Source organism: Herbaspirillum sp. LeCh32-8, from assembly GCF_017814915.1.
Taxonomy (GTDB): Bacteria; Pseudomonadota; Gammaproteobacteria; order Burkholderiales; family Burkholderiaceae_D; genus Herbaspirillum.
Map to the genome: position 1 here is coordinate 709,702 of NZ_JAGIPZ010000001.1, position 12,441 is coordinate 722,142.

Sequence of the window (12,441 nt, forward strand, 5' to 3'; positions counted from 1 at the left end):
CCATGCAGTCCATCAGCATCCTCGGCTCCACCGGTTCCATCGGCGTCTCCACGCTGGACGTCATCGCGCGCCATCCCGACCGCTACCGCGTCTACGCGCTGAGCGCGCACGCCCGCGTGGCCGAGCTGGCCGACCAGTGCCAGCGCTTCCGCCCGCAAGTGGCGGTGGTCGGCTCGGCCGCTGCGGCCGCCGAACTGGAAGCCTTGCTGCGCGCCAGTGATCTTGCCACCGACGTTGCCTACGGCCCGCAGGCGCTGTGCGATATCGCCGCGGCCGACGGCTGCGACATGGTCATGGCCGCCATTGTCGGCGCGGCCGGCCTGGCCTCCACGCTGGCGGCGGCCCGGGCCGGCAAGAAGATCCTGCTGGCCAACAAGGAGTCGCTGGTGATTTCCGGTCAGCTGCTGATGGACGCGGTCGCCGCCAACGGCGCCAGCCTGCTGCCCATCGACAGTGAGCACAACGCCATCTTCCAGTGCCTGCCGCCGGGCTATACCCGTTCGCTGCCGGCGCATGGCGTGGAAAAGATCCTGCTGACCGCTTCCGGCGGCCCGTTCCTGACCCGTGATGTCGCCACGCTGGGCGAAGTCACGGTAGAGGAGGCTGTAGCGCATCCGAAGTGGGTGATGGGGCGCAAGATTTCGGTCGACTCCGCCACCATGATGAACAAGGGTCTGGAGGTGATCGAGGCGCATTGGCTGTTCGGCGCGCCGGCCGACAAGATCGAGGTGGTGATCCATCCGCAGAGCGTGATTCATTCGATGGTGTCCTATGCGGATGGATCGGTGCTGGCGCAACTGGGTAATCCGGATATGCGCACCCCCATCGCCAACGCGCTGGCTTACCCGGAGCGCATCGCCTCCGGCGTGGCGCCGTTGGATCTGGCGCAGATCGCGCAGTTATCGTTCAGTCAACCCGACTTCCAGCGCTTTCCCTGCCTGAAACTGGCGTATGATGCCTTGCGCGCCGGCGGTACGCTGGCCGCGATCCTGAACGCCGCCAATGAAGTGGCGGTGCAGGCCTTCCTCGATCGCCGGATTGGTTTCAGGATGATCGATCAATTGATAGAACGGGTGATGTCCGCCATTCCCAACCGGCAAGCGGCCGATATCGACGCCTTGCTGGAGCAGGACGCCGCGGCGCGCGCCCGGGCTGAAGCCCTGATTTCCCAATGACGCTGCTGCATACCCTGATCGCTTTCTTCGTCGCCCTCGGCACCCTGGTGGTGGTGCACGAGCTGGGACACTACCTGGTGGCCCGCTGGTGCGGCGTGAAGGTGTTGCGATTCTCGGTGGGCATGGGGCGCGTCATCTGGTCGCGCCGCTTCGGCCGCGACCAGACCGAGTGGGCTCTGTCCATCCTGCCGCTGGGCGGCTACGTCAAGATGCTCGACGCACGCGAGCAAGACCTGCAGGACATTTCCCCGGAAGACCTCAAGCGCGAATTCACCCGCCAGTCGGTGTGGCGTCGCATCGCCATCGTGGCGGCTGGCCCGATTGCCAATTTCCTGCTGGCGATCCTGCTGTTTGCAGGACTTTACATGCATGGCGTGCCGGAGCCCGTGCCCGTGCTGCGCGGCGCCGAGCAACAGACGGCGGCGTACCAGGCCGGCCTGCGCGCGGGTGACCGCATCACCGCCATCAACGGCGCGCCGGTGCAGGTGTGGTCGGAGGTGCGCTGGAAGCTGATGCAGCTGGTGCTGGAAAAGGGCGACGCCCGCATCGACGTCGAACGTCCCAATCCGCCCGAATCAAGCGGGCAGGGCAAGCTGCTCAACACCGTGACCCTGCGTCTGGGCGGCATCGGCAGCAATGACCTGGAGGGAGATTTTCTCGCCAAGCTGGGTCTGGCGCTGGCGCGTCCGCCGGCGGTGCTGGGCAAGATCATGGACGGCCCGGCCAAGAGCGCCGGCCTGCAGAGCGGCGACCGGATCCTCGCCATCGACGGCGCGCCGGTGCGCGACGGCCTGGCGTTTGTCGAGAGGGTGCGCGAGTCCGCCGGCAAGCCCCTGGCCTTGCATGGCATGCGCGGCGCTGCGGCCTTCGACCTCACGGTGACGCCGGAGAGTGTGGAGGACAGCGCTTCGGGTAAGTCCATCGGCCGCATCAAGGTGGAAGTGCCGCTGGCGCCGGAGATGGCAACGATCAGCGACGGCCCGCTGGAGGCGGTCTCGAAGGGCGCCCGCCGCACCTGGGACACCAGCGTCATGACCATCAAGATGATCGGCAAGATGATCGTCGGCCAGGTCTCGTGGAAGAATATTACCGGCCCCATCACCATCGCCGATTACGCCGGCCAGACCGCCCGTGTGGGCCTGGTCAGCTACCTCAGCTTCCTGGCTTTCATCAGCATCAGCCTGGGAGTGATGAATCTCTTGCCGATCCCGGTTTTAGATGGCGGTCATTTGCTGTATTATGCGCTGGAGATTTTGACAGGGCGGCCCGTTTCCGAGCGGTTTGGGGAAATCGCGCAGCGTGCCGGCCTGGGAATACTGATGGCGCTGATGCTTGTCGCTGCATTCAACGACATCGTGCGTTTGATGTTCCAAGGATAGATCCGGCCTGACGTTCGACCCGCCTCAAAGGCGGTTCGGATCAAACGACCGGATTTTTTACATTTGCCGGCCAACCCCGATGGCAGTTGTTAAGCAATTGGCAATGGATTGCGATTCCGTTTCCAATTGCTTACCAGCATCATGTCAGGCAGTGCCGCAGCGAAAACACTGTTGATGAACGATAGATGAAATTACACCCTGCGCAATATCCCATCCCGACACTTTCCCGTCGCCTGATCGCCGCAGCCGCTTTCGCCCTGTGCTCCAGCCAAGCCATGGCGGTCACGCCGTTCGTGGTGAAGGACATCCGCGTCGAAGGCATCCAGCGTACCGAAGCCGGCACCGTCTTCAGCTACCTGCCGGTGCGCGTGGGCGATACCTTCAACGATGAAAAGGGCACCGCAGCCATCAAGGCGCTGTATGCCACCGGCTTCTTCCGCGACGTGCGCATCGAGTCCGAAGGCGACGTGCTGGTGGTGCAGGTGGTGGAGCGTCCGGCAATCGCCAGCGTTGATTTCTCCGGCATCAAGGAGTTCGACAAAGAGCAGCTGACCAAGGCCCTGAAGGAAATCGGCGTGGCCGATTCGCGCATCTTCGACCGTTCCCAGGTGGATCGGGCCGAGCAGGAACTGAAGCGTCAGTACCTGTCGCGCGGCCTGTACGGCGCCAAGGTGACGACCACCGTGACCCCGGTCGAGCGCAATCGCGTGGCGATCACCTTCACCGTGGACGAGGGCGATGTCTCGCGCATCAAGCAGATCAACTTCGTCGGCAACAAGGTGTTCTCCGACAGCACCCTGCGCGACCAGATCAAACTGACCACCCCGGGCTGGTTCACCTGGTACACCAAGGCCGACCAGTATTCCAAGGAAAAGCTGCAGGGCGACATCGAGACCCTGCGCTCGTACTACCTGGACCGCGGTTACCTGGAGATGCAGGTCGAATCGACCCAGGTGTCGATCACGCCGGACAAGAAGGACATCTACATCACCGTCAACATCAAGGAAGGCGAGAAGTACACCGTCTCCGACGTCAAGCTGGAAGGCGAGATGTTCGGCATGGACCAGGAACTGTCCTCCCTGATGCAGTTGAAGAAGGGTGATGTCTATTCAGGCTCCAAGCTGACCGACAGCACCAAAAAAATCGGCGAGCGCCTGGGTAACTTCGGTTACGCATTCGCCAACGTCAACGCCAACCCGAACGTGGATCGCGAGAAGAAGCAAGTCGCCTTCACCATCATGATCGACCCGGGCAAGCGCGTATACGTACGTCACATCAACGTCGCCGGCAACACCAAGACCCGCGACGAAGTCATCCGCCGCGAATTCCGTCAGTTCGAGGACTCCTGGTACGACGGCGAAAAGATCAAGCTCTCGCGCGACCGCGTCGACCGCCTGGGTTACTTCAAGGAAGTCACCATCGACACGCCGGAAGTGGCCGGCGCCAACGACCAGGTCGACGTCAACATGAAGGTTGAAGAAAAGCCGACCGGCAACATCATGCTGGGCGCCGGCTTCTCGCAGTCCGACAAGCTCAGCCTGACCGGCTCGATCTCGCAGGAAAACGCCTTCGGCAGCGGCAACACCGTCGGTATCGACATCAACACCAGCACGCGTTATCGCACCATCGCGGTGTCGACCACCAACCCGTATTTCACCGACGACGGCATCAGCCGCACCTATGAAGTCTACCTGCGCACGGTGCGTCCTTCGACCTACCAGACCGGTGACTACCGCGTGAAGACGCTGGGCGGCGCGGTCAAGTTCGGCGTGCCGTTCTCGGAGCTGGATCGCGTGTTCTTCGGCATCGGCATCGAAAACACCGATGTCAGCACCGACTACACCAGCCCCTCGCTGTATCGTCAGTACGTGCGTGACTTCGGCGGCGCCGGCGCGGCCGGTTGCTCGGTGACCGACGTTTCCTCCACGGCCACTTGCGGCGTGGGCAGCGCCCGTACCGTGAGCATCCCGCTGACCATCGCGTGGCAGCGCGACGGCCGCGACAGCGCCCTGGTGCCGACTTCCGGTCGTTACCAGCGCGCCAACCTGGAATTGTCGACGCTGGGTACGCTGAAATACTATCGCGCCAGCTACCAGCACCAGTACTTCCAGCCCTTCTTCAGCAAGGCGGTGACGCTGGCGCTGAACGGCGAGCTGGATTACGGCCGCGGTTTCGGCGGCAAGGCGTATCCGGTGTTCAAGAACTACTATGCGGGCGGTATTGGCACCGTGCGCGGCTATGAATCGTCTTCGCTGGGTAGCCTCAAGGACCAGTACGGCGACTCGATGGGTGGCGCCTCTCGTGTCTACGCCAATGCGGAGTTACAATTCCCGTTCCCGGGTTCGGGCCAGGATCGTACCCTGCGTTGGTTCACCTTCTTCGACGGCGGCAACGTCTTCGCTGATCGCGAGAACATCAAGTTCAACGACCTGCGCTATTCGGCCGGTGTCGGTATCAGCTGGGTGTCGCCGATCGGTCCGCTGAAGCTGAGCTACGGCAAACCGTTGAACCTGAAGGACGGCGACAAGTCTCAGACTTTCCAGTTCCAACTGGGTACCGGCTTCTAAGCTGGCATCTTTGAATTTTGTAATACGGAGAACAACCTTGAAGTTCATCACCAAATCGTTCGTGTCCCTGCAAACCATCGTGATGGCGGCCTGCCTGATGAGCGCCACCGCCGTGCACGCACAGGAAAGCTCCAAGATCGCTTTTGTCAGCACCGAGCGCATCTTCCGTGAAGCGGCGCCTGCCAAGGCCGCGCAATCCAAGCTGGAAGCGGAATTCGCCAAGCGTGACCGCGAGTTGCAAGACATGGCTGCACGCCTGAAGACCCAATCCGAAAAGCTGGACAAGGACGGCGCGGTGCTGTCGGACTCCGACCGCGCCAAGCGTCAGCGTGACCTGTCCGATCTGGACAAGGAGTTCCAGCGCAAGCAGCGTGAATTCCGCGAAGACCTGAACCAGCGCCGCAACGAAGAGCTGGCCGTGGTTCTGGAGCGTACCAACAAGGTGATCCGTCAGATCGCCGAAGCTGAAAAGTACGACATCGTGTTCCAGGAAGCGGTCTACGCCAGCAAGCGTATCGACATCACCGACAAGGTACTGAAGGAACTGGCGAAGTAATTGCAGTTTCCTGATGCGGGCGCGAGGGTGGCAACGCCTTCGCGCCCGCATGTCGCTTGAAGGGCCGCCGCGTCGCGCAGAAATGCGTCGCGGTGGCGATTTTGTATTTGAAGCAACGCATATCAATCGGAAGGCCAAGATGAGTATTCGGCTAGCACAATTGGTCGAGCGCTTGGGCGGACAGTTGAAGGGCGATGCGAACCTCGAGGTTCAAGGCATCGCACCGCTGGACGTCGCGGGTTCGAACCATATCACCTTCCTCTCCAATCCCAAGTTCCGCGCGCAGGCCGACCAGACCCAGGCGGCGGCGCTGATCCTGTCGGAGGCGGATGACGCCCAGGTGCAGGGCTATGCCGGCGCCCGTATCGTCATCAAGAACCCGTACGCCTATTTCGCCCGCGCCGCGCAGCTGTTCCAGACGCTGTCCGAAGTAGCGGCCCCGGCCGGCATTCATGCCAGCGCCGTGGTCGATCCTGCCGCAACCGTCGCTGCGAGCGCGGTGATCGGCCCGCAGGTGGTGATCGAAGCCGGCGCCGTGATCGGCGAGCGTGCCCGCATCGACGCCGGCAGCTTCATCGGTCGCGACGCCAGGGTGGGCGACGACACCCATTTCCACGCGCGCGTCACCCTGCAGCACGCCTGCCAGATCGGCGCGCGCGGCATCGTGCATTCGGGGGCAGTGATTGGCGCGGACGGCTTCGGCTTCGCCAACGAAGCCGGGCAGTGGATCAAGATTCCCCAGGTGGGGCGCGTCATGATCGGCGACGACGTCGAAATCGGCGCCAATACCACCATTGATCGCGGCGCATTGGCCGACACGGTGATCGAGGAGGGCGTCAAGCTCGACAACCAGATCCAGATCGCGCACAACTGCCATATCGGCGCGCACACCGCGATCGCGGCCTGTGCCGGCATCGCCGGCAGCGCCAAGATCGGCAAGTATTGCTCGATCGGCGGCGCGGCGATGATCCACGGCCACATCACCATCGTCGACCGGGTGCACGTCTCGGCCGGTACGCTGGCGCTGCGCTCCATCCTTGAGCCAGGGCAATATACCGGCTTCTATCCGATCACCGAGCATCGCGATTGGGAAAAATCCGCCGCATTGGTGCGCAATCTGGGCTCGATGCGTGAGAAAATCCGGGCGTTGGAAAAATCGCTGAAAACGCTTAACCAGAACCAAGAAGAGAATGAATAGCCTCGACATCAACCAAATCAAAGAGTACCTGCCGCATCGCTACCCGCTGCTCCTGGTGGACCGCGTGCTGGACTGGAGCCTTGAGGACAAGACGATCACCGCCATCAAGAACGTGACCGTCAATGAAGAGTTCTTCAACGGCCACTTCCCGCATGTGCCGGTGATGCCGGGCGTACTGATGATCGAGGCGCTGGCGCAGACGGCCGCGCTGCTGTCCTTCCTGACCGAAGGTCGCAAGCCGGACGAAAACACCGTGGTGTACTTCGTGGGCATCGACAACGCGCGCTTCAAGCGCCCGGTCGGCCCTGGCGACCAGCTGAAGATGGACGTCAAGATCACCCGCGCCGCGCGCGGCATCTGGAAGTACACTGCCGTCGCATCGGTCGACGGCCAAGTGGCGGTGGAAGCCGACCTGATGTGCACCATGCGCAGCGTCGCCGATTCCAGCCAGAACGCCTGACAGGCTGCACGGTATTGCATGCAGGCCCGGCCGGCGATCTCACGCGATCGACGCCGGGCCTGATTCTTTGAATGTTGCGCGCCTGCGAAGCGGGGCGCTTATCGAGTCAGAACACGCTATGTCGAAGATTCACCCAACCGCCATCATCGCACCCGGCGCCGAGCTGGATGCCAGCGTCGAAGTCGGCGCCTATGCCGTCATCGGCGAGCACGTGCGCATCGGCGCGGGCACCCGCATCGGCCCGCACGTGGTTGTCGAAGGTCACACCACCATCGGCCGCGATAACGAGATCTTCCAGTTCGCCTCCATTGGCGCCGCGCCGCAGGACAAGAAGTACGCCGGCGAGCCGACCACGGTGGAAATCGGCGACCGCAACACCATCCGCGAATTCGTCACGTTCAACCGCGGCACCGTGCAGGATGCCGGCGCCACCCGCATCGGCAACGACAACTGGATCATGGCGTATGTGCACCTGGCGCACGACTGCCAGCTGGCCAACAACATCATCCTCGCCAACAACGCCACGCTGGCCGGCCACGTGCACCTGGGCGACTATGTGTTCCTGGGCGGCTTTACCACCGTGCACCAGTTCTGCCACATCGGCGCGCATGCGATGACCGCGTTCACCGCCGCCGTCAGCCAGGACGTGCCGCCGTTCGTGACCGCCGCCGGCAACCGCGCGGTGCCCGCCGGCATCAACAGCGAAGGCCTGAAGCGCCGCGGTTTCACCAGTGAGCAGATCATGGAGATCAAGCGCGCCTACAAGGCGATCTACCGCTCCAACCTGCCGCTGGAAGAGGCCAAGCAGGCGCTGGCGCAGATGGAGACCAAGTCGGCCGATTCGGCTGCGCACATCCGCAGCATGCGTGAATTCATCGAAGCCTCCACCCGTGGCATCATCCGCTGAATTGAGCCGCAGGCAATCGATCGCGCTGGTCGCCGGCGAAAGCTCCGGCGACCTGCTCGGCAGCCGCTTGCTGGCGGGGATACGCGAACGTCTGCCCGACGTACGGCTGCATGGTGTCGGCGGCCAGCACATGATAGAGCAGGGCTTCGCCAGCGACTGGCCGATGGACAAGCTGACCGTGCGTGGCCTGTTCGAGGTCATCCCGCGCTACCGCGAGATCAAGGGCATCCAGGACGCGCTGCGCGACAAGCTGCTGGCCGAACGTCCCGATGTCTTCGTCGGCGTCGATTACCCCGGCTTCAACCTGGGCCTGGAAGAGCAGTTGCGCCGTGCCGGCATTCCGACCATGCATTTCATCGGCCCGCAGATCTGGGCCTGGCGCGGCTGGCGCATCAAGAAGATCGCGCGCGCGGTGTCGCACATGCTGGTGATCTTCCCGTTCGAGGAAAGCATCTATCGCAACGCCGGCATCCCGGTGACCTATGTCGGCCATCCGCTGGCCGAGGTGATCCCGATGCAGCCGGACATGCCGGCCGCGCGTGCGCGCCTTGGCCTGGCCGAGGGCAGGCGCGTGGTGGCCGTCCTGCCGGGCAGCCGCATGGGCGAGCTCAAGCACAACGGCGAAGGTTTCCTGGCCGCGGCGCGCTTGCTGCGCCAGCGCGATCCGCAATTGCAGTTCGTCGCGCCGATGGCCGGCGAGCGCCAGATGGCCTTTTTCCAGGAGCAGATCCGCCAGGGCCATTACGAGGATCTGGAGCTCAAGCTCATCAGTGGTCAGTCGCATAGCGCGATGGAAGCGGCCGATGCCGTGCTGGTGGCCTCCGGCACCGCCTCGTTGGAGGTGGCGCTGTACAAGAAGCCGATGGTGATTTCGTACAAGGTGGTGTGGGCGTCCTACCAGATCATGCGCCACATGGGCTACCAGCCGTGGGTCGGCCTGCCCAATATCCTGGCGCGCGAATTCCTGGTGCCCGAGCTGCTGCAGTACGACGCCACGCCGCAGGCCTTGGCCGACGCCATGTGGCACCAGCTGGAAGATCACGCGCACCAGCAGCGACTGGTGCGCCGTTTCACCGACATGCACCACGCGCTGCTGCGTGACACCAGCCGTGAAAGCGCCAACGCCGTGTGCGAGGTCATCGGCGCGCGCAGGAAGTAGGCCGCCCCGCGCATGGCGCGACGGCTTCAAGACATACCGGAATACAGAAGGAAAGCATCATGCCCAAGGCGGCGCCCCAGACATTGTCCCTGTTCGACTACGCCGGCGAGATCATTTGCGGCGTTGACGAAGCCGGCCGCGGCCCGCTCGCCGGGCCGGTGTTCGCGGCCGCCGTGATCCTGGATCCGGCGCGCCCGGTCACCGGCCTGCGCGACTCCAAGAAACTCTCCGAAGCCGCGCGCGACGGCCTGGCGCTGGAGATCAAGGCCAATGCGCTGGCCTGGGCGATCGCCTCCTGTAACGAGCAGGAGATCGACGAGCTCAACATCCTGCACGCCAGCATGCTGGCCATGCGGCGCGCGGTCGAAGCGCTTGCCACCGTGCCGACGCTGGCGCTGATCGACGGCAACCGCTGCCCGGTGATGAGCATCCGCTCCGAAGCCATCGTCAAGGGCGACGACAAGGTGCCGGCCATCTCGGCCGCCTCCATCCTCGCCAAGACTGCGCGCGACGCGGCGCTGATGAGCTTGCACGACACTTATCCGCATTACGGCTTTGACCGCCACAAGGGCTATCCCACTGCCTTGCATCTGGAGATGCTGCGCCTGCATGGCGTATCGCCGGTGCATCGTCGTTCTTACGCGCCGGTCAAGGCGCTGCTGGCGGGGCAGGCGGTCGTGGTGGCTGGCGGCAGCGCCGTCGGGCTGGGTTGAGCAGGAGCGCGCATGAAGATCATCACTTCCAAAGACAATCCGCAGTTCAAGGACTTGAAGCAGCTGGCCGGCAGCAGCCAGGCGCGTCGCCGTGCCGGGCAGACGCTGCTGGACGGCGTGCACTTGGCGCAGGCATGGCTGCAGCATCGCGGCGCGCCGCAGGTGTGCGTGGTGGCCGAGAGCGCGTTGCATCATCCCGAGGTGGCGCCCATCCTGGCGCAATGCGAAAGCATGCGCGTGCTGTGCCTGGGCCTGCCGGACAATCTCTACAACGCCATCAGCCAGGTCGAGAACGGCGTCGGCCTGCTGTTGCTGGTCGCCACGCCCAATCCGAAGACGCCGCAGGCCTTGAGCGAGTCGGCGGTGCTGCTGGACGGCCTGCAGGATCCGGGCAACCTGGGCTCGGTGCTGCGCAGCGCCGCCGCTGCAGGGGTGCGCCAAGTCTTCTGTTCCCCCGGCACCGCGGCCGCTTGGTCGCCCAAGGTCTTGCGCGCCGGCATGGGCGCGCATTTCGTGCTGGATATCTTCGAGAATGCCGACCTCGCGCCGCTGTGCGCCGAGGCCGCTATCCCGGTGCTGGCCACCAGTTCGCACGCGGCGCAGACCATCTACGATTGCGACCTGTCCGGCGCTGTCGCCTGGTTGTTCGGGCACGAAGGGCAGGGCGTGTCGCCGCATTTGCAGGAGGCCGCGTCCAACGAGGTGGTGATTCCGCATCTGGGCGAGATGGAATCGCTCAACGTGGCCGCGGCGGCTGCGGTCTGCTTCTTCGAGCAGGTGCGCCAGCGCATGGCGCGGGGCTGAGGCGAGGGCGGCGGCGTGGCGTTTCTTCCCCCCGATGTGTCGGCGCTGGAGGGTTTTTTCCGCGGCGCGTGGCGTTTTTCCCGGACCATCTGGGAAGGGCGCGAGGAGCCGCAGGCGCAAGCGCAAGGCGATTGTGAGTTCGTCGGCGGCGAGTTGGCCCATCAACTGATCTATCGCGAGCGCGGGACCTTGCACATGCTGCCGCCGTCACCCGGCGCGCGCGCCATTCCTTTTACCCGCATCTTCGATTACCGCTTCAACGACGCCGACCTTGAGGTACTGTTCGCCGACGGCGAGCGCGTTGCCCAGCCTTACCAGCGCTACGTGCTGAAAGGCAATCTGCTCGCGCCGGCCGCCGACCACATCTGCGGCCCCGATTGCTATAACGCGGCCTACACGCTGGAGGGGGCGGATCGTTTCACGATGGAAACCTTCATCAGCGGGCCCAAGAAGCGCACCCGGGTGCTGAGCGCTTACCAGCGCACCTGAGCTTTCGCGATCTCAAAACAAAAGAGCCGGCATTTGCCGGCTCTTTGCGTTTGCGCCCATCTGCCAGGATCAGCGCGTTTCCGGCTTCACTTCCTGCAGGATGGTGGCGGCGATTTCCTCGATCGATTTGGCCGTCGACGACATCCAGCGGATGCCTTCGCGGCGCATCATCTTCTCGGCCTCATTGATTTCATAGCGGCAATTTTCCAGCGCCGCGTACTTGCTGCCCGGTCGGCGCTCGTTGCGCACCTCGGCCAGGCGTTCCGGCGCGATGGTCAGGCCGAAGATCTTCTTCTTGTGCGTGACCAGGCCGCTGGGCAGCTTCTCGCGCTCGAAGTCTTCCGGGATCAGCGGATAGTTGGCCGCCTTGATGCCGAACTGCATCGCCAGGTACAGGCTGGTCGGGGTCTTGCCCGAGCGCGACACGCCCACCAGGATCACGTCCGCTTCCGACAGGTTCTTGTTGGACTGGCCGTCATCATGCGCCAGCGAGAAGTTGATGGCCTCGATGCGGTTCTTGTATTCCTCCGAATCCGCGGTGTTGTGGCTGCGGCCGATGGTGTGGGTGGACTTCAGCTCCAGCTCCTGCTCCAGCGGTTCGACGAAGGTCTGGAACAGGTCCATGTGCATGGCCTTGGCCTGGCGGATCACCGACGACAACTCGGACTTCACCAGGGTCGAGAACACGATCGGCAGCTTGCCGTCGACCTGGAAGGCTTCATTGATCTTGCGCGTGGCGTCGTAGGCCTTGTCCAGGGTGTCGATGAAGGGCAGGCGCACCTGCTTGAAGCGCAGCTCGAACTGGCTCAGCACGGAATGCCCGAGCGTCTCGGCGGTGATGCCGGTACCGTCGGAGACGAAGAACACGGTACGGTTGGCAGCGATCATCGGCGCGGTGCGCGGGAGGGGCATGGGGTCGAGCATAGTCTTGTCGGAAAGAAATTTGAAAAAAAATGTGCTGCAATGAACAAAAATGATTACACGGGTTACAATGCCTAGCAACTAATCGAGCAGCTCATCCTGATGACCCTCAA

Annotated in this window: 12 protein-coding genes; 11 read left to right on the forward strand and 1 reads right to left on the reverse strand. The window is 63.7% G+C overall.

All coding sequences use genetic code 11. The features are described from left to right. Positions 1-2: 2 nt before the first annotated feature. The 11 genes from ispC (at position 3) to J8I26_RS03355 (ending at position 11,407) form a co-directional block, all read left to right on the forward strand. On the forward strand, positions 3-1,175 hold the full coding sequence (gene ispC, locus J8I26_RS03305; protein ID WP_209603993.1) for a 1-deoxy-D-xylulose-5-phosphate reductoisomerase: 1,173 nt from the start codon (positions 3-5) through the stop codon (positions 1,173-1,175). After that, positions 1,172-2,554 (forward strand): RIP metalloprotease RseP, encoded by a 1,383-nt coding sequence (gene rseP / locus J8I26_RS03310; RefSeq protein ID WP_209603995.1) that lies wholly within the window; start codon positions 1,172-1,174, stop codon positions 2,552-2,554. The genes ispC and rseP overlap by 4 nt, the downstream gene beginning before the upstream one ends. A gap of 185 nt (positions 2,555-2,739) precedes the next feature. Then, entirely contained in the window at positions 2,740-5,121 is a 2,382-nt protein-coding gene (gene bamA, locus J8I26_RS03315; RefSeq protein WP_209603997.1) for an outer membrane protein assembly factor BamA, read from the forward strand. An 82-nt stretch (positions 5,122-5,203) separates the two neighbouring features. Continuing rightward, complete coding sequence (locus tag J8I26_RS03320; protein ID WP_245200103.1) at positions 5,204-5,677, forward strand: OmpH family outer membrane protein; 474 nt, start codon at positions 5,204-5,206, stop codon at positions 5,675-5,677. A 139-nt stretch (positions 5,678-5,816) separates the two neighbouring features. Next, entirely contained in the window at positions 5,817-6,875 is a 1,059-nt protein-coding gene (lpxD, locus tag J8I26_RS03325; RefSeq protein ID WP_209604001.1) for a UDP-3-O-(3-hydroxymyristoyl)glucosamine N-acyltransferase, read from the forward strand. After that, on the forward strand, positions 6,868-7,335 hold the full coding sequence (gene fabZ / locus J8I26_RS03330) for a 3-hydroxyacyl-ACP dehydratase FabZ (RefSeq protein WP_209604003.1): 468 nt from the start codon (positions 6,868-6,870) through the stop codon (positions 7,333-7,335). Before lpxD ends, fabZ begins: the two co-directional genes overlap by 8 nt. A 118-nt stretch (positions 7,336-7,453) precedes the next feature. Next, the gene (gene lpxA / locus J8I26_RS03335; protein WP_209604005.1) at positions 7,454-8,242 is read left to right on the forward strand and encodes an acyl-ACP--UDP-N-acetylglucosamine O-acyltransferase; all 789 of its coding nucleotides are present in this window, start codon (positions 7,454-7,456) and stop codon (positions 8,240-8,242) included. Beyond that, positions 8,226-9,401, forward strand: coding sequence for a lipid-A-disaccharide synthase (gene lpxB / locus J8I26_RS03340; RefSeq protein WP_209604008.1), 1,176 nt, complete (start codon positions 8,226-8,228; stop codon positions 9,399-9,401). Before lpxA ends, lpxB begins: the two co-directional genes overlap by 17 nt. Before the next feature lie 59 nt (positions 9,402-9,460). Next, positions 9,461-10,114 (forward strand): ribonuclease HII, encoded by a 654-nt coding sequence (rnhB, locus tag J8I26_RS03345; protein ID WP_209604010.1) that lies wholly within the window; start codon positions 9,461-9,463, stop codon positions 10,112-10,114. 12 nt (positions 10,115-10,126) lie between these two features. Beyond that, positions 10,127-10,918 carry an RNA methyltransferase gene (locus J8I26_RS03350; RefSeq protein ID WP_209604012.1) on the forward strand — a complete coding sequence of 264 codons (792 nt, stop codon included), beginning with the start codon at positions 10,127-10,129 and terminating at the stop codon, positions 10,916-10,918. A gap of 15 nt (positions 10,919-10,933) precedes the next feature. Then, positions 10,934-11,407, forward strand: coding sequence for a DUF6314 family protein (locus J8I26_RS03355; RefSeq protein WP_209604014.1), 474 nt, complete (start codon positions 10,934-10,936; stop codon positions 11,405-11,407). 69 nt (positions 11,408-11,476) lie between these two features. Here the strand turns inward: J8I26_RS03355 and J8I26_RS03360 are convergent, their stop codons facing one another. After that, complete coding sequence (locus J8I26_RS03360; RefSeq protein WP_209604016.1) at positions 11,477-12,331, reverse strand: pyruvate, water dikinase regulatory protein; 855 nt, start codon at positions 12,329-12,331, stop codon at positions 11,477-11,479. Between the last annotated feature and the right edge of the window lie 110 nt (positions 12,332-12,441).

What these genes read in the sequence shown, in the direction of transcription:
- fabZ (WP_209604003.1), top strand. Translation starts at nt 6,868, where the DNA reads ATGAATAGCCTCGACATCAACCAAATCAAAGAGTACCTGCCGCATCGC.
- rseP (WP_209603995.1), top strand. Translation starts at nt 1,172, where the DNA reads ATGACGCTGCTGCATACCCTGATCGCTTTCTTCGTCGCCCTCGGCACC.
- ispC (WP_209603993.1), top strand. Translation starts at nt 3, where the DNA reads ATGCAGTCCATCAGCATCCTCGGCTCCACCGGTTCCATCGGCGTCTCC.
- J8I26_RS03360 (WP_209604016.1), bottom strand. Translation starts at nt 12,331, where the DNA reads ATGCTCGACCCCATGCCCCTCCCGCGCACCGCGCCGATGATCGCTGCC.
- J8I26_RS03350 (WP_209604012.1), top strand. Translation starts at nt 10,127, where the DNA reads ATGAAGATCATCACTTCCAAAGACAATCCGCAGTTCAAGGACTTGAAG.
- rnhB (WP_209604010.1), top strand. Translation starts at nt 9,461, where the DNA reads ATGCCCAAGGCGGCGCCCCAGACATTGTCCCTGTTCGACTACGCCGGC.
- lpxA (WP_209604005.1), top strand. Translation starts at nt 7,454, where the DNA reads ATGTCGAAGATTCACCCAACCGCCATCATCGCACCCGGCGCCGAGCTG.
- J8I26_RS03320 (WP_245200103.1), top strand. Translation starts at nt 5,204, where the DNA reads ATGGCGGCCTGCCTGATGAGCGCCACCGCCGTGCACGCACAGGAAAGC.
- bamA (WP_209603997.1), top strand. Translation starts at nt 2,740, where the DNA reads ATGAAATTACACCCTGCGCAATATCCCATCCCGACACTTTCCCGTCGC.
- lpxD (WP_209604001.1), top strand. Translation starts at nt 5,817, where the DNA reads ATGAGTATTCGGCTAGCACAATTGGTCGAGCGCTTGGGCGGACAGTTG.